This is a genomic window from Bradyrhizobium sp. MOS002 (assembly GCF_003020115.1).
Classification (GTDB): domain Bacteria; phylum Pseudomonadota; class Alphaproteobacteria; order Rhizobiales; family Xanthobacteraceae; genus Bradyrhizobium.
The window spans coordinates 305,008-321,013 of the sequence record NZ_PYFX01000004.1 but is presented as its reverse complement, the minus strand read 5'-3'; the positions used below and the strand labels follow the sequence as shown (position 1 = coordinate 321,013).

Below are 16,006 nucleotides of genomic sequence, written 5' to 3'. Positions count from 1 at the left end.
GGATCGCCTGCGATCCGATGCGAGCGAAATGGAGAAATCCCATGAGCATCGAGAACAACATCCAGACCGTGAAGGACTTCTTCGCCGCGATCGGCCGCGGCGACAGCGAGGCTCTGCTGGCGCTGGTCACTGAGGACATCGAGTGGATCATTCCGGGTGAGGACTGGCCGCTGGCCGGAACGCACCGCGGACACGCGGGGCTGGCGAATTTGCTCGAGACGGCATCCAGGTCGATCGAAACCTCCACCGAACCCCGGGAGTTCGTCGCGCAAGGAGACCGCGTCCTGGTCGTCGGATTCGCGAAAGGAAAGATCAAAGCCACGAACAAGATTTTCGAGGACGACTGGATCTTCGCCATGACCGTTCGGAACGGCAGACTGACGAACATCCGGGAGTACGTCGACACGCAGGCACTGGCGCGGGCCTCGCGCGCGTCGAACGTCCAACCCTAAAGGAGATTCCGATGTACGACCAATCCAAGCTATCCGAGTTGATCCGGTTCGCGCGCGTGAACGCGGGCTCCACCGTCATCGACGTTTACCCAGGCGATGGCGACTGGACCCGTCTCTTCTCCGAGATCGTGGGACCCGAAGGACGGGTTGACAGCTTCGTGCCGGCCGAAGTCGCCCACTTCAAGAACGATCCGGTCGGCCTCATGCGGACGCTTGCGAAGGAGCCGGGCCGAGAGAACGTCGAAGCCGTCTCGGCGGACCTCGTGGCGATGCCGGAGGCGACGCAGCCTGCGGACGTCCTGTGGCTGCACCTGTTCTACCACGATCTCCACACCGCGCTGATGCAAGCCAGGGGCGCGACGGCGGCTCGCTTCAATCGCGCCGTCTACGAGCGGCTGAAGCCCGGCGGGTCCTACGTCATCGTCGACCACGCCGCCGCGCTCGGCGCGGGCACGAGCGAGACCCAGTCGCTGCATCGGATCGAGCCTGCATCCGTTCGCAGGGAGGTCGAGGCGGCCGGCTTCGTCCTGGACGCGGAAAGCCCCCTGCTCGCGAACACGGACGACCCGCACACGATCAAGGTGTTCGATCCCTCGATCAAGAGCAAGACCGATCGCTTCGCCTATCGGTTCGTGAAGCCGTGACGGAGATCGTAGCGCGGATTAGCGGAGCGTAATCCGCCATCTTGCGCGCGACCCGGCGAGAGATGGCGGATTACGCCTTGCGGCTAATCCGCCCTACGCATCCGCTACGCGTCAATTACAGGTCTTGAGCTTCCGGTGCAGCCGGATCACTTTTTAGTCGTGCCCTCGGATGGCTGCTCTGCCGACCCGCCGATTTTCGTCGAGACCACGTAGACGTCGACGGCGCTCATCGAGCATTCCTCGCTTGATGCCCGGCTTTTCGTGATGACCTCGATCGTCTTGCCATCCCTGGTGTGAAACGTGATGTCGTAAACCTGCTGATGGAGGTCCTTGCCGATCTTTTCGGATGCGAGACGAACGGCCTTGGTCTGCGCCTCGATCACTGATGGGATATCAATCAGGCCGGCGTTCTTGAGGTGCACGAGGGCCATGTTGGTGGGCCAACTCGCGCAGTCCGGAGACTTCGCCAGAGCTCCTGCGGCCGGCATCACAAATATTGCGGCCAGCACCACTTTCAGCGCGGCGCGCATCAATGCACCACCTTGATGGTGTGGTCGCCACTTTCCCGGATCTGCTTGCGCCTGTTGATGGGCAGGACGGCAACGTACACGCCGTCGTGGTCGCCGCGCTTGCAAAGCTTCTTGCGAGGCTCGAGCTTCTGAAGTCCCGTATCGGTCAACAAGGTATTCTCCGTTCGGTTCGACGCCAGATACCATCATGGACCATGATGGTACAGAACCGACCGAAACGGAGCCCCTAAAAACGAGCCCCTGCCTACTTCTCGGCGTCGAGTGCTAGCTGAACCGCGGGCCTAGCCATGACCCGCTCGGCGTGCGCGACGATGTTGGGAAACGGCGAGAGATCGAAGCCAGTGAACGCTCCCCATCGCTGGATCACGAAAAGATAGGCGTCGGGGAGAGTGAAGGCCGAACCGGTCAGGAACGCCCGTCCATCGGCGAGCTCCTGCTCGATCAGTGCAAACCTGCGATTCAGGTAGGCTGTGGTCGAGGCACGGGCGTCAGGGGTCAGCGCTGGATCGAACAGCCGCCCGAACGGCTTGTGCAACTCGGTGCTGATATAGGTCAAATAGCTGTTGACCCGTGCCCGCTCGATCGTGCCGGAGAGCGGCGCGAGTGTGCCAGGCGCGTAACTGTCGACGAGATACTGCGTAATCGCAGGACCTTCGGTTAGAACCTCCCCGTCATCGAGCTCCAGCGCGGGCACGTAGCCCTTCGGATTGATCGTCAGATAGTCGTTCCCTGACTCGGTTCGCTTGGTCACCGGATCGACGCGGTCGAGCGTAAAGGGCAGATCGAGTTCGCGCAGCACGATGTGCGGCGACAAAGAGCATGAGGAGGGAGAGTAGAACAGCTTCATTGGATGTACCTTGTAAGGAGAAAGTAGATCAGCTTCATGAGGTGTAGCCTGGCCTCCCTGCGAGGTCGGCGAACACCAGCGCTTGGCGCCATCCGGCAGGGCTCGTCCTCATGGCCTGGCGGAACGCGTCGGCCATCGTCTCTGCCAGCCACGCTGCGTCCAGCCCCCCGAGATCAACCGCGGCCAGCCCGGCATCCGCCGCCAGCGCGGCAGCCACCATCTTCGCTTCCGCGTCGTCGCTGGCGAGGAACACCTGTGCCCCTGACGCCGTCAGCCGCTCGGGGTTCTCCCTCAGCAACCGCATCACCACGGTATTGAACGCCTTCACCACGCGCGCCCGCGGTGCGGCCGCCTGCAGCTGCTCGGCGAAGCTTGGTCCCTCGGGACGCGGTGAGGCGTAATCGCCGACCGCACCGGGCTCTCGGTTGTTCGGGTCGAGTACGATCTTCGCGGCCAGCATGTCCGGGTTGGCGGGCATGACGCCGCGCGGCGTCCACAATACAACCTCGCCGAACGCCGCAGCCTGTTCCTGTGTGGTCGCTCGCGCACCGGCAAGACCCGACACCGCCTCCGCCGCCCGAGCCGGGTCGCGCGAGCCGAAGGCCACTTCGTGACCCGCCCGCGCCCAGATGGTCCCCAAGGTCAGCCCCACCGGCCCAACACCCACGATTCCAATGCGCATCATCGTTCTCCTGCTTCCGATACTCCCGACGTAAGGGCGCGGGACCGCGCAGGGCAGGACAAATGGTGTTGCGGCAGAAACAACCAAATGTATTGAATGGAGCATGGACACTCTGCGCGCCGCCGTCGTCGTTCTCCGTGTTGCCGAGGCCGGCTCCTTCGCCGGGGCCGCGCGCGCGCTCGGCGTGACCCCGGCCGCCGTTGCCCGCCTCGTCGGCCGCTTCGAGGCCACGCACGGTGCCCGCCTGTTCCGCCGCTCGACCCGCGCACTCTCCCTTACACCCGACGGTGAGCGCTTCCTCGCCGAGGTCCGAGGCCCGGCCCTCGCACTCGCGGCTGCCGCCAGCCGTCTCGGTGCACCGGTAGGGGTCGCGGGTACGGTGCGCGTGACCGCAGCCGCCTCCCTCGCTCCGACCCTGCTGCACGCCTTGGCCTCGCTTATGGAGCGGTACCCGGCCCTGCGCGTGGAGTTGGCCCTTGATGACCACTTCGCCGACCTCGGCGGCGGCCGCTGGGATCTCGCGGTGCGGATCGCGCCCCGGATCGCCGACGCCAGTCTCCTCGCCCGGCGCCTTGCGCCGTTGCCGCTCGTCACCCTTGCCGCGCCCGCCTATCTCGCCAGGCACGGGGTGCCTCTAACGCCTGATGATCTCGCAAAGCACCGTCTGATCGGCCTGCGTTTTCCGGCGACGGGACGGGTGATGCCCTGGCTGTTCCGCGCGCCGGGCGGCACGCGCCGCCTCCAGCCCGACTTCGCACTGACCGTGGACGGTTCGGATGCCCTGCGCGCAGCGACGGTGCTTGGGGCCGGGATCGGGCAAGCTGGCTCGGAGGGAACGGCGGCTCTCCTCGGCTCGCGCGGTCTCGTGACGGTACTCGACGCCTACGCACCGCCGCCTTGGGCCGTGTGGATGTTGCGCGCGCCGGGGCCCGCAGGATCGGCGCTTGCCGCGGTCATGGACGCGTTCGTCACAGCGTTTCGGCGGAAGAAGAAATGACGACAGAGGCGATGGGCCGTGCCGGATGGGCGGACGCTCACCGGCCTTTTACCTTTTGATCATTCCAGGGACGGGCGGCCATCGTACCGTGGCGTATTCCCGGATGCCTTCGGATGGGCGAAAATTATTCCCACTCGATCGTTCCAGGCGGTTTACTCGTCACGTCGTACACCACCCGGTTCACGCCCTTCACCTCGTTGATGATGCGCGTGGCGGTCTCGCCCAAAAATTTCGTGTCGATCTGGTAGAAGTCTGCGGTCATGCCGCCGGTGGAGGTGACGGCGCGCAGGCCGACGACAACATCGGAGGTGCGGCCGCCGACGGTCTCGACCGGGAGCAACACCCGCAAAGACCTGCCAGATATCTCGTAGAGGCCGTGCTTGCGGATCCGGTCGATAGACGGCCTCGGCCTTGCGCAGGATGTCGAGCTTGTCAGGCAGGCGCCTGGACCTGGTGGGGCATTGCAAGTTTATGCACTGTCATCGCAATTCCCGGCTGCGGCGCGCGGTGCAGCTCGGACTCTTACCTGTATTTTCGCAGGGGTTGATTTTTCTCCAGGACAAGCCAAGCTCTAGCTTTAGTTGCGCTACTTTTTGGGGGCAATCGTCATGGCAGAAGGCTCAAAAATCGAAGACGAATACAAGGATCTGCGGCCGGTATACGAGGCCTTTACGGAAAACGCGCACGAGCTTCTTAGAAAGCTGCTTGAGGATGTGGGTATCGAATTCGCGTCGATAGAGAAGCGTACTAAGTCTGCGGAAACTTGAGAGGAAAGATTGAGCGGGGCGACAAGGTAGGGAAATACAGCTCGCTTCAAGAGATAACTGATTTATCTGGAATTCGGATTATCGCCTTCTTGAAGGAAGACTGTAAGAAAATCTCTTCTCTGCTCCGTGAGTCTTTTATAGTCGATAGCGTCAACACTACAGACAAGGAAGATGAAATCGATCCGGATCGCTTCGGATATCAATCCATTCATCTGATCTTGTCGTACGGCGGCGATAGACTCAAATTGCCTGAGTTCAAACGATTCTCGGGATTGAAATTTGAAGTCCAAGTGAAGACCCTCCTGCAGCACACATGGTCTGCAATCGACTGGAAGCTGAGATACAAGCGGCGCTCCGAGGCGCCCAAGAAGCTTCGACGACGCCTCTTCAGGATTAGCGCACTCTTAGATGCCGCAGATGATGAATTATCGTACGTTTACGAACAGGTATCGAATTTGAAGGTCTACTACGCCAACGCGATTTCTCGCGGCGATCTCTCACTCGAATTGGACCGCGACTCTGTCGATGCTCTTCTGACCAATCGCGCAGCAATTGGTGGCTCAATCGCCAAGGTAATCGGCGAATTGAAACCCGCTCCGAGCATTAAGCAGTCTGAACAGCAGCGGAATGTGAGTGCCGAGAAAATCTTACCTGCTCTCAAGGCAGCCGGAATTACGGAACTGCGTCAGCTCAACTCACGACTGGAATCGATTAACGCCACGCAAATAGCGAAATTCCAAACGGCAGTGAATGGTTGGATGGCCGAGGCCAAGATCAACACATGGTCTACGAATCCGTTTGACATCGCAAAAACAGCTCTAGTTATGACGGCTCCCGTCGAAGTAGCCGCCAAAATTCTAAGCGCATCACCCTTCAATCCAATACTCACGGCAAAGATAAGGTTGGAACTGGGCATCGAAGAACCCGCGCCCGAACCGGAACCGAAAGTAGCAGCTTAGACCGCGAATTTGGGAACCTCTCTTGACTCCCCCTACTCCCACTCGATCGTCCCCGGCGGCTTGCTGGTCACGTCGTACACCACCCGGTTCACGCCCTTCACCTCGTTGATGATGCGCGTGGCGGTCTCGCCTAAGAACTTCATGTCGAACTGGTAGAAGTCCGCGGTCATGCCGTCGGTCGAGGTGACGGCGCGCAGGCCCACGACGAAGTCGTAGGTGCGGCCGTCGCCCATGACGCCGACGGTCTTCACGGGGAGCAGCACCGCGAAGGCCTGCCAGATGTCATCGTAGAGGCCGTGCTTGCGGATCTGGTCGATGTAGACGGCGTCGGCCTTGCGCAGGATGTCGAGTTTTTCGCGCGTGATGTCGCCGGGGCAGCGGATGGCAAGGCCGGGGCCCGGGAACGGGTGACGGCCGACGAAGATTTCGGGCAGGCCGAGCTCGCGGCCGAGCTTGCGCACCTCGTCCTTGAACAACTCGCGCAGCGGCTCGACGAGCTTCATGTTCATGCGCTCGGGCAGACCGCCGACATTGTGGTGCGACTTGATCGTCACCGACGGGCCGCCGGTGAAGGAGACACTCTCGATCACGTCGGGATAGAGCGTGCCTTGGGCGAGGAAGTCGGCGCCGCCGATCTTCTTGGCCTCCGCCTCGAACACCTCGATGAAGAGGCGGCCGATGGTCTTGCGCTTTGTTTCGGGATCGGTGACGCCTTCGAGCTCGCCCAGAAATTGCTTCGAGGCATCCACGTGCACGAGCGGGATGTTGTAGTGGTGGCGGAACAGGTCGACCACCGTCTTCGCTTCGTCAAGGCGAAGCATGCCGTGATCAACGAACACGCAGGTGAGCTGCTCGCCGATGGCTTCGTGGATCAGCACGGCCGCGACCGCGGAATCGACTCCGCCGGAGAGGCCGCAGAGCACCCTGCCCTTGCCGACCTGGGCGCGGATCTTCGCGATCTCCTCCTCGCGGAAGGCGCGCATGGTCCAGTCGCCGGAGAGGCCTGCGATCTTGCGCACGAAATTGCGGATCAGTTTTGCGCCGTCCGGCGTGTGCACCACTTCGGGGTGGAACATCAGGCCGTAATATTTGCGCGTCTCGTCCTGGATGATCGCGAAGGGCGCGTTCGGCGACGTGCCGGCCACCGAGAAGCCCGGCGGCATCTTGGTGATGCGGTCGCCATGGCTCATCCAGACTTGGTTCTTGCCGCCTGGCGACCAGACGTCCTCGAACAACTTGCTCGGCGCCTTGACCTCGACATCGGCGCGTCCGAATTCGCGGTGATGGCCGCCTTCGACGGTGCCGCCGAGTTGCTCGGCCATGGCCATCTGGCCGTAACAGATGCCGAGCACGGGCACGCCTGAGGCGAAGATCAACTGCGGGGCGCGGGGCGATCCGGCCTCATGCACCGACTCAGGCCCACCCGAGAGAATCACCGCTTTCGGCTTCATCTCGTTGAAGGCTTGTTCGGCCTTGTTGAACGGGACGATCTCGCAATAGACGCCGTCCTCGCGCACGCGACGCGCGATCAGCTGCGTCACCTGGCTGCCGAAGTCGACGATGAGAATCTTGTCATGCGCCGAGGCCACGGAGGGCGTCGACGCGGAGCGGTCGGTCTGTGCTGCTGTCATGGCAAGCAGATACGCGACGGGGGCTTTCCCCGCAACCGCGCGGGCCGCGCGCCCACATTCTTCTTTGGGCATGGACAAATCGATATAGGTAAGTATTATTGACCTAATTTGGCCCGTTACTCATCAGGGGCCGTTCAGGGAGGACGTCATGCCACACCATCATCAGCCGTCGAATCTCGCCGCGCTCGGCCGGACCTGGGTCGAGGCCTGGAATACTGGCGATCTCGAGCGCGTGCTCACGCTCTATGAGGAGGACGCCGTGATGACCTCGGACCGCATTCCCGCGATGGGGTTCGACGAAAGCGGCACCGTGCGCGGCAAGGATGCGTTACGCGCCTATTGGGGCAAGGCGCTCGCCCTGTTGCCGAACCTGCATTTCTCGCTGATCGAATTGTTCGTCAGCCCTGATAGCGTGGTGGTGTTCTACGAGAACGAGCGGGGAAAGCGGATCTGCGAATATCTGCGGGTGAACGCGGCCGGAAAGATCGTGCAGGGATCGGCGAATCATCTGCCGCATTGACGCTCGCTGGGTTGGACGATGCGCCCTCACCCACCGCTGTCATTCCCCGCGAAGGCGGGGAATCCAGTACGCCGCGGCCTATCGCTTCAATCACTGCGGCCTCTGGAATACTGGATCGCCCGCCTTCGCGGGCGATGACAGCGAGAGTTAGGCGCGAGTGTGCCTCACACACGTCATTGCGAGCGCAGCGAAGCAATCCAGAATCGTTCCGCGGATACATTTCTGGATTGCTTCGCTGCGCTCGCAATGACGGAGACTGCTGGACGAGCGTGCGCTAACAACAGCGCTGCCGGCTCTGACACAGGATTCCCCGATGAAGCTCCCCACCTCCCCCTTCACCGTCACCGACTGGAGCAAGGTCGAGCCGACCATCCATCCCGGCGAGACCGGGCAGGCGCAGTGGCGCACGCTCAACATCGGTGATCTCCGGGTGCGGATGGTCGAGTATTCGCCGGGCTATCTCGCCGACCATTGGTGCGACCGCGGCCACGTGCTCTACGTGCTGCAGGGCGAACTCGACAGCGAGCTGCGCGACGGCCGCAAGTTCAAGCTCACGGCGGGGATGAGCTACCAGGTCTCGGATTTCGGCGACGCAGCGCACCGGTCCTCGACGGCGACGGGGGCGACGCTGTTTATCGTCGATTGAGGCGCCCCGGGACGGTTAATTTGCACCGCAAAATAGCAAAATTCGGCCACATCCCGAGCGACGGGTGGTGCCTTGAAGTGGCCCCAAAATCTCGCTATATTGTGATCATCGATACTTGGCCGAACGACTGGGCCGCTTCGCTTCGTTGCTGACGGGCGCGCACGCTTCAGATGATTTCTCCAACATCGACTGATCAGGACTATGGGCGCAATAGTGCGTACCGGTCCGCGTGTTAACTTCTTAAGCAAAGGAAATTCCCATGGCTATGGGCACCGTGAAGTGGTTCAACAATCAAAAAGGTTTTGGTTTCATTCAGCCGGATGACGGCGACAAGGACGTGTTCGTGCACATCAGCGCCGTCGAGCGCGCTGGCCTCTCGACCCTCAACGAAGGTCAGAAGGTCTCGTTCGACATCGTCGCCGATCGTCGCAGCGGCAAGTCCTCGGCTGACAATCTCCGCGTCGGCTAAAGCCCGCGCACCGTTCTGACCACGGACGTACCGGCAGAACGTAGAGCTAGAAAACCCCGCGACCGGGTTCCGGTTCGCGGGGTTTTTGTTTTGGGGCCGCCGCACCCGCGGTGACGGGGGTGCGTTATGCCTTCTTCAGCACCGAGACGAAGAACCCGTCCGTCCCAGTCCGCCGTGGCGTCATCAGCCAGCCCTCCGGCGATTGCAGCGCGGCTTGTGCAAACTCCTCCGACTTGTCCCAGAGCACGCTCGCGGTCTGCTCGGGCGGCACCACCGCGAACTCGGGATGGCGGCCGGTGAACGCCCTCACCTGCTCGCCGTTCTCCTCTGAAAGCACCGAGCAGGTGATGTAGGCGATGCGGCCGCCGGCCTTGAGCAGCGGAACCGCGCGCTCGAGCACCGCGGTCTGGTCCCGCAGGCGAATCTCCAGCGCGCCCGGGCGCATGCGCCATTTGGCATCGGGGTTGCGGCGCCAGGTGCCGGTACCCGTGCACGGCGCGTCGATCACCACGAGATCGGCGGTGGCACTGATCTCGGCCAGCGGATCGGCCTCGCCCTTGGGCGTGCGCACGTCGGCATTGTGGACGCCGGCGCGCGACAGGCGTTCGTGAATGGGCGCAAGCTGTCGCTTGTCGCTGTCGGTCGCGATCAGCCGGCCCTTGCCCTGCATCATCGCGGCGAGCGCCAGCGTCTTGCCCCCGGCCCCCGCACAGAGATCGATCACCTGCTCGCCCGGTTTTGCCGCGGTCAAGGCAGCCGCAAGCTGCGACCCCTCATCCTGCACTTCGATGGCGCCCTTGATGAAATCCTCTTCGGCCTGGATGCCGGGGTTGCGCGCATCGGCCGAAAGCTCGATGCGCAGGCCGGTTGCGGACCAATGCGTCGGTTTCGCATGAAGGTGAGCAAGCGCCCCCAGCGCCTTGTCGCGATTGGATTTTAGCGTGTTGACACGCAGGTCGAGCGGCGCCCGGCTCGCCATCGCGGCCGCCTCCGCGACGCGCTCTTCGCCGAACGCTTTTGCCAAATATGGATCCAGCCATTCCGGATAGTCGCCGGCGATCGCGGCAGGGGCATCGTCAAGGGACCGCGAGGCGAGCGCGGCCTGCTCGGCCTCGGTCAACGGGGCGGGGGCAAAGCGGCTGCCGTCGAACAGCGCGGCCATCGTGGCCGCATCCATGTTGCGCTCGAGGCGAAGCATGCCGATCAGCCGCGCTCGCGCGGTGTCCGAATCCAACAGGTACGCGCTCGAGGCATAGCGGCGCAGCACGTCCCAGACGAGGCCGGCAATGGCGGCGCGGTCGCCGGAGCCGGCGAAGCGGTGCGCGGTGCCCCACTCCTTCAATGCCTTGGCCGCGGGCACGCGGTCTTTCTCGATGGTGTCGATCAGTTCGATGGCTGCGGACAGCCGGGCAGCGGGAGTCATTTGAATCTTTCAGATCAGGATCGGCGAGTAGCGCCTAGATCAGCAACAGCATTTTCAGCGCGAAGTAGATCCACATCGCGAGCAGGACGAGCACGCCGGCAAGCCAGATCGTGGAGCGCCGCCCGAGATTGTTGGAGGAGACGAAGACCCCGGCATGGACGAAGCGCGTCACCACGAACACCCAGGACATCAGCACGATGAAGAGATCGGCATGGCGCAAGGGGAGCGCCAGCGCGATCAGGACATAGAACAGCACCGGCAGTTCGAACTGGTTGCGGTAGCAATTGGCGAATTGTGTGGCACCCTTGGGCCAGTTGGGCTCGCCCAGCGCAATGTCACGGCTCTTGGTCTCGCCGGAGACGAGCGCGCGCCGGCGTCCCAGCGCCATGGCGATCAGGAGCGCGAAGGTGAGACCGACCTGCACGAAGACCGGCAGCAAAACCATTTGAACGGACATCGGAATTTCCCGGGATTTCCCATCCGGCGGACGGCGCAGCTAGCGTCCATTAGCCGTCACCGCTGGTCCTGACAATCAACGAGTTGAACCGGCGTTCCCGATGAGGCGACCAACTGTCGATAGTTAAAGCGATTTTGCCCCTTGGGGCGCGCAAGGCGAGAGACCGCCATGAACACCCTCTTCAGCCAGATCGGCAGCCTGACTGGTGCTTTGACCGAGTCCGCCGACGGCCGGTTTGGCATCCTGATGTCGGCGCTGGCAGGCATCGCGACGGCGCTTGCGGTGGCGCTGGCGATGACGGTCTACTTCCGCATGAGCTATCGAACCTGGCGCGATGTCCTCAGGCATGGCCTCGCTGCGCTCGCCGCCCTCGCGCTGTTCGCCTTTGCCGCCTATGACATGCGCCATGCCGCGCTGGCCTATCTCGGCCTCAATCCGTCGAAACCGACGGTCGAGTTCGAGATCCGCATGCCCAAGGAGACCTTGGCGGCGGTGTCCGACACCCAAATCGAGCTGCATACCGACTGCAACCAGACGCTGGCGCTAGTCGACGGCGTGCGGGAGCTCGGTGATGGCCGCTCCGTGCTGCGCGGCGCGGTGGCGCTCAACCACCGCACCGCGGGCCGCGTGCTGGTCGTGAACCTGCCCGGCAAGGGCACCTTCGAGTTCCGCCTCCGCCTGCCGGCCGAACCGCATCGCTCCGAGCAGTTCGGCTCTCAGTTCGGTCCTTGGCACCTCGCCGACCGCATCGCTTCGCCGCTGGCAGGCCCCGTCGCACCGCAGGACGCCTACACGATCCGCTACCGCGTGCTTTAAACATTGTTCGATCGCTGACCGTACGCGCCGTCATCGTCCCGACGCCTGGCCGGGCCTATGATTGGACCATGTCCGAATTTCGCCTGACACAGATTTCCGAAACCCATCTTGGCCGGCGCTTCCCCGGCCTGATCGCCAACTTCCAGGCGATCAGCGAGCATATCGACACCGATAGGCCCGATCTCGTCGTCAACACCGGCGACGTCTCGTTCGATGGGCCGACCAGCCGCGACGACGTCGAATTCGCCAAGGGCCTTCACGACGCCCTGCCCGTCGCCTGCCGCTACATCCCCGGCAATCACGACATCGGCGACAATCCGACCGCGACTGGCCCTGCTCCGAAGCCGCCGGTCGCGGAAGCGCACCGTCAGCAATTCCGCCAGATCATCGGCGAGGACCATTGGTCGTTCGAGGCCGCGGGCTGGCGCTTCATCGGCCTCAATTCGCTGGTGATGAACTCACGGCTCGCCTTCGAGGCCGAGCAGTTCGACTGGCTCGCCTCGGAAGTTTCGCGCGCGAACGGCAAGCCGGTCGCGCTGTTCGTGCACAAGCCGGTATTTCTCAACGGGCCCGACGACCCCGAGACGCCGGAGACCTCGATCCGCTACGTGCCGCAACCGGCACGCGCGCGACTGATCGAGATGTTTGCGCATGTCGATTTGCGCCTCATCGCCAGCGGTCACGTGCACCAGCGGCGCGACTTCACCTGGCGCCACACCCGCCACGTCTGGGCGCCGTCAGCCGGCTTCAAGATCAACGATGCGCGCCAGGACCGGATCGCCATCAAGGAGGTCGGGCTCGTGGAGTACCGCTTCCAGCCCGACGGCTTCGAGGTTCGCCACGTCAGGGCCGCCGGCCAGGTCGATATCGATATCGAGGAGCTGCTCGCCTAGATCGGCGGCGAGCATTAGCGCTGCCTGTCACCGCTCAAGCGACGCTTTTGAGATCCTGCTGGATCGCGGCAAGCAGGGACTGCAGCGCGTCGCTGTTCACCGGCTTGGCCCCGTTACCGGCCGGCGGAACATTGGCAGGCCGCGCGGCTTTGGCCGGACGCTTGGGGAATGGCGGCGTGGGCGTGGGCATCGCGGATTGCGCGAATGCACCAACGTCCTCGGTGTGAACGAACTTGCCATGGATGACGTCGTCGCGACGGCCCATGACAAACATCGTCGCCCAATAACCGGCAGCCAGCAGGATTACGCAGAAAACAACAATCTCTAACATCATCGCACCTGAAATATGCGCAATGATTCAATGCCTTCGCGGGCCCGTCAATGAACCGACGGTCACACCTGCGGCTTTTACGGGCGGGTGTGGCCGATCGGTCACTCTTTGTTAACCATACCCGGCCGCCGAGGGGGCCGAGAACGGCGGATCAAGCTTTGTCGGGCCCGACCCGCACCAGCTGCTTGCCGAAATTGGCCCCCTTGAGAAGCCCCATGAAGGCTTCGGGCGCGCTCTCCAGGCCCTCGGTGACGAACTCCTTGTACTTGACCCTGCCCTCGCGGACCCAGCCGGACATGTCGCGCAGGAAGTCGCCATGGCGGGAGGCGAAGTCGGAGACGATGAAGCCGCGGAAGGTCAGCCGCTTGGTCAGGGTCGCGCGCATCATGCTGGCGGCCCATTTCGGCGGCTTCGCTTCAGTGTCGTTGTAATGGGCGATGAGGCCGCAGACCGGCACGCGCGCGAACGCATTGAGCAGCGGGAAGACCGCCTCGAACACGGCGCCGCCGACATTCTCGAAATAGACGTCGATGCCTTTCGGACAGGCCTCCTTCAGCTTCGCGGCCAGATCGGGATCGCGGTGATCGATGCAGGCATCGAAGCCGAGCTCCTTCACGACGTAATCGCATTTGTCCTTGCCGCCGGCGATGCCGACCGCACGTGCGCCCTTGATCTTCGCGATCTGTCCCACCGCCGAGCCGACCGCACCGGAGGCGCCGGCCACGACGACGGTCTCGCCTTGCTGCGGCTTGCCGATATCGAGCAGGCCCGTGTAGGCGGTCATGCCGGGCATGCCCAGCACGCCGATTGCCGTCGAGATCGGCGCGAGCTTCGGATCGATCTTGTTCAGCCCCTTGCCGTCGGAGATCGCGTGCGTCTGCCAGCCCCCGCGCGAGAGCACGATGTCGCCCTTGGCGAAGCTCGGATTGTTGGAGGCTGCGACCTCGCAGACCGTACCGGCTTCCATCACACCACCGACGGGCACCGGCGTCGCGTAGGACGGACCGTCGCTCATGCGCCCGCGCATATAGGGATCGAGCGAGAGCCAGATCGTTCGCAGCAGGACTTCACCTGCCGCAGGCGTCGGCACGGCGAATTCCTCGATGCGGAAATCGGACCGCTTTGGCTCGCCGACGGGACGCGCGGCGAGAACGATGCGTTTGCCTTGGGACATGATGGCTTCCTCCTGATTATGCTTCGGCGCGAACGGAAGCGGAGGGAGGCAGCTGCGTCAATACAAAAGCACACTCTCGCTGTCATCGCCCGCGAAGGCGGACGATCCAGTACCGAGACGGTTATGATTGAGCCGAAAGGCCGCGGCGTACTGGATGCCCCGCGTTCGCGGGGCATGACATCGTCTTCTTGGCACGTGCGGAGTGCGCCTAACCCCCGCCCGGATAGTTCGGGGCTTCGCGCGTGATGGTGACGTCGTGGACGTGGCTTTCGCGCAGGCCCGCGCCGGTGATGCGGACGAACTGGGCCTTGTCGTGCAGGTCCTTCATGTCCTTTGCGCCGACATAGCCCATCGCGGCGCGCAAGCCCCCGGCGAGCTGGTGCATGACGTTGCCGACCGGGCCCTTGTAAGGCACCTGGCCCTCGATGCCTTCGGGCACGAGCTTGAGCGTGTCCTTGATGTCCTGCTGAAAGTAGCGGTCGGCCGAGCCGCGCGCCATCGCGCCGACCGAGCCCATGCCGCGATAAGCCTTGTAGGAGCGGCCCTGCCACAGGAACACTTCGCCGGGCGTCTCGTCGGTGCCGGCGAGCAGCGAGCCGACCATCGCGATGTCGGCACCGGCTGCGAGCGCTTTGGCAAGGTCGCCGGAGAACTTGATGCCGCCGTCGGCGATGACGGGGATGTCGGACTTCTTCGCCGCCTCGACCGCATCCATGATCGCGGTGAGCTGCGGCACGCCGACGCCGGCGACGATGCGCGTGGTGCAAATCGAGCCCGGGCCGATGCCGACCTTGATGCAATCCGCGCCCGCATCGATCAGCGCCTGCGCACCCTCCGAGGTCGCGACGTTGCCGGCAACGACCTGCACGGAATTGGACAGGCGCTTGATGCGGTTGACCGCATGGAGCACGTGGCGGGAATGGCCGTGCGCGGTGTCGACCACGACGAGATCGACGCCCGCATCGATCAGCCGCTCGGTGCGCTCGAAGCCGCTATCACCGACCGTGGTGGCGGCGGCGACGCGGAGGCGGCCCTGCGCGTCCTTACAGGCCAGCGGATGGGCGACCGCCTTCTCCATGTCCTTCACGGTGACCAGGCCGACGCAGCGATATTGCTCGTCGACCACGAGCAGCTTCTCGATGCGATGCTGATGCAGCATCCGCCGCGCCTCGTCCTGGCTGACATTCTCGCGCACCGTGACGAGACCTTCATGGGTCATCAGCTCGGAGATTTTTTGCTGGCGGTCGGTGGCGAAGCGGACGTCGCGGTTGGTGAGGATGCCGACCAGCTTGCCCGGCGTGGACTTGCCCGCACCGGTGACGACGGGAATGCCGGAGATGCCGTGATCGCTCATCAGCTTGAGCGCGTCGTCCAGCGTGGCGTCGGGGCTGATGGTGAGCGGGTTCACCACCATGCCCGACTCGTAGCGCTTGACCTGCCGCACCTGGGCGGCCTGCCCTTCGGGATCGAAATTGCGGTGGATGACGCCGATGCCGCCGGCCTGCGCCATGGCGATCGCCATGCGGGCTTCGGTGACCGTGTCCATGGCGGAGGCCATGATCGGGATGTTGAGTGGAATGGCGCGGGTGACGCGGGAGCGGATGTCGACCTCGCCCGGCATGACGTCCGACAGGCCCGGCTTCAACAGCACGTCGTCGAACGTAAGGGCTTCGCGAATGCCTTGTTGCACCGTGGCCATGTGCCAACTCCTTCCGCGGCCCTGCCGCAAATAGCTATGGATGAGCGCCGCCCTCGGCGTACCTTGCGG

Annotated in this window: 20 protein-coding genes and 1 pseudogene; 10 read left to right on the top strand and 11 right to left on the bottom strand. The window is 63.7% G+C overall.

Annotated features, from left to right (window positions below; all coding sequences use genetic code 11):
- The first annotated feature begins 41 nt into the window (after positions 1-41).
- A complete protein-coding gene (locus C7G41_RS14405; protein WP_106943205.1) occupies positions 42-452 on the top strand; it encodes a nuclear transport factor 2 family protein in 411 nt (136 codons plus the stop codon).
- Between the two features lie 11 nt (positions 453-463).
- Positions 464-1,096: a class I SAM-dependent methyltransferase gene (locus C7G41_RS14400; protein ID WP_106943204.1), complete on the top strand. Its 633-nt coding sequence runs from the start codon at positions 464-466 to the stop codon at positions 1,094-1,096.
- Between the two features lie 146 nt (positions 1,097-1,242).
- Here the strand turns inward: C7G41_RS14400 and C7G41_RS14395 are convergent, their stop codons facing one another.
- From C7G41_RS14395 to C7G41_RS14380, 4 genes are all read right to left on the bottom strand, one after another.
- Positions 1,243-1,626: a hypothetical protein gene (locus C7G41_RS14395; RefSeq protein WP_106943203.1), complete on the bottom strand. Its 384-nt coding sequence runs from the start codon at positions 1,624-1,626 to the stop codon at positions 1,243-1,245.
- Positions 1,626-1,778 (bottom strand): integrase, encoded by a 153-nt coding sequence (locus C7G41_RS14390; RefSeq protein ID WP_106943202.1) that lies wholly within the window; start codon positions 1,776-1,778, stop codon positions 1,626-1,628. The genes C7G41_RS14395 and C7G41_RS14390 overlap by 1 nt, the downstream gene beginning before the upstream one ends.
- Positions 1,779-1,870: 92 nt before the next feature.
- Entirely contained in the window at positions 1,871-2,473 is a 603-nt protein-coding gene (gene gstA, locus C7G41_RS14385; RefSeq protein WP_106943201.1) for a glutathione transferase GstA, read from the bottom strand.
- Between the two features lie 34 nt (positions 2,474-2,507).
- Positions 2,508-3,158, bottom strand: coding sequence for an NADPH-dependent F420 reductase (locus C7G41_RS14380; RefSeq protein ID WP_158268009.1), 651 nt, complete (start codon positions 3,156-3,158; stop codon positions 2,508-2,510).
- Positions 3,159-3,258: 100 nt separating this feature from the next.
- Between C7G41_RS14380 and C7G41_RS14375 the strand changes: the two genes are divergently transcribed.
- Positions 3,259-4,152: a LysR family transcriptional regulator gene (locus C7G41_RS14375; protein ID WP_106943199.1), complete on the top strand. Its 894-nt coding sequence runs from the start codon at positions 3,259-3,261 to the stop codon at positions 4,150-4,152.
- Positions 4,153-4,276: 124 nt separating this feature from the next.
- Here the strand turns inward: C7G41_RS14375 and C7G41_RS14370 are convergent.
- Positions 4,277-4,586: pseudogene (locus C7G41_RS14370) on the bottom strand (GMP synthase (glutamine-hydrolyzing)); the annotation flags it as partial.
- Positions 4,587-4,760: 174 nt separating this feature from the next.
- On the opposite strand from C7G41_RS14370, the gene C7G41_RS37365 reads away from it, so the two are divergent.
- Both C7G41_RS37365 and C7G41_RS14365 read left to right on the top strand, forming a co-directional pair.
- Entirely contained in the window at positions 4,761-4,919 is a 159-nt protein-coding gene (locus C7G41_RS37365) for a hypothetical protein (RefSeq protein ID WP_158268008.1), read from the top strand.
- Positions 4,916-5,878, top strand: coding sequence for a GTP pyrophosphokinase family protein (locus C7G41_RS14365; RefSeq protein WP_106943198.1), 963 nt, complete (start codon positions 4,916-4,918; stop codon positions 5,876-5,878). Before C7G41_RS37365 ends, C7G41_RS14365 begins: the two co-directional genes overlap by 4 nt.
- Positions 5,879-5,910: 32 nt before the next feature.
- On the opposite strand, the gene guaA is transcribed toward C7G41_RS14365, so the two are convergent.
- On the bottom strand, positions 5,911-7,509 hold the full coding sequence (gene guaA / locus C7G41_RS14360; protein WP_199198434.1) for a glutamine-hydrolyzing GMP synthase: 1,599 nt from the start codon (positions 7,507-7,509) through the stop codon (positions 5,911-5,913).
- Between the two features lie 148 nt (positions 7,510-7,657).
- Here guaA and C7G41_RS14355 point away from each other — a divergent pair, with 148 nt between their 5' ends.
- From C7G41_RS14355 to C7G41_RS14345, 3 genes are all read left to right on the top strand, one after another.
- On the top strand, positions 7,658-8,029 hold the full coding sequence (locus C7G41_RS14355) for a nuclear transport factor 2 family protein (RefSeq protein ID WP_106943196.1): 372 nt from the start codon (positions 7,658-7,660) through the stop codon (positions 8,027-8,029).
- Positions 8,030-8,342: 313 nt separating this feature from the next.
- A complete protein-coding gene (locus C7G41_RS14350) occupies positions 8,343-8,675 on the top strand; it encodes a DHCW motif cupin fold protein (protein WP_106943195.1) in 333 nt (110 codons plus the stop codon).
- 259 nt (positions 8,676-8,934) lie between these two features.
- Positions 8,935-9,144 (top strand): cold-shock protein, encoded by a 210-nt coding sequence (locus C7G41_RS14345; RefSeq protein ID WP_007592195.1) that lies wholly within the window; start codon positions 8,935-8,937, stop codon positions 9,142-9,144.
- A 124-nt stretch (positions 9,145-9,268) separates the two neighbouring features.
- Here the strand turns inward: C7G41_RS14345 and C7G41_RS14340 are convergent, their stop codons facing one another.
- Together C7G41_RS14340 and C7G41_RS14335 are read right to left on the bottom strand one after the other, a co-directional pair.
- Complete coding sequence (locus tag C7G41_RS14340) at positions 9,269-10,567, bottom strand: RsmB/NOP family class I SAM-dependent RNA methyltransferase (RefSeq protein WP_106943194.1); 1,299 nt, start codon at positions 10,565-10,567, stop codon at positions 9,269-9,271.
- A gap of 34 nt (positions 10,568-10,601) precedes the next feature.
- Positions 10,602-11,024, bottom strand: coding sequence for an MAPEG family protein (locus C7G41_RS14335; protein ID WP_106943193.1), 423 nt, complete (start codon positions 11,022-11,024; stop codon positions 10,602-10,604).
- 168 nt (positions 11,025-11,192) lie between these two features.
- Between C7G41_RS14335 and C7G41_RS37775 the strand changes: the two genes are divergently transcribed.
- Both C7G41_RS37775 and C7G41_RS14325 read left to right on the top strand, forming a co-directional pair.
- Positions 11,193-11,840, top strand: coding sequence for an acriflavin resistance protein (locus C7G41_RS37775; protein ID WP_199198370.1), 648 nt, complete (start codon positions 11,193-11,195; stop codon positions 11,838-11,840).
- Between the two features lie 68 nt (positions 11,841-11,908).
- A complete protein-coding gene (locus C7G41_RS14325; RefSeq protein WP_106943192.1) occupies positions 11,909-12,733 on the top strand; it encodes a metallophosphoesterase in 825 nt (274 codons plus the stop codon).
- A 34-nt stretch (positions 12,734-12,767) separates the two neighbouring features.
- On the opposite strand, the gene C7G41_RS14320 is transcribed toward C7G41_RS14325, so the two are convergent.
- The 3 genes from C7G41_RS14320 to guaB all read right to left on the bottom strand — a co-directional run bounded on the left by C7G41_RS14320 (position 12,768) and on the right by guaB (position 15,937).
- Complete coding sequence (locus C7G41_RS14320; RefSeq protein ID WP_106943653.1) at positions 12,768-13,064, bottom strand: hypothetical protein; 297 nt, start codon at positions 13,062-13,064, stop codon at positions 12,768-12,770.
- A 151-nt stretch (positions 13,065-13,215) separates the two neighbouring features.
- Entirely contained in the window at positions 13,216-14,238 is a 1,023-nt protein-coding gene (locus C7G41_RS14315; RefSeq protein ID WP_106943191.1) for an NADP-dependent oxidoreductase, read from the bottom strand.
- 208 nt (positions 14,239-14,446) lie between these two features.
- Positions 14,447-15,937, bottom strand: a complete 1,491-nt coding sequence (gene guaB / locus C7G41_RS14310) for an IMP dehydrogenase (RefSeq protein ID WP_007609139.1) — start codon at positions 15,935-15,937, stop codon at positions 14,447-14,449.
- Positions 15,938-16,006 lie beyond the last annotated feature (69 nt).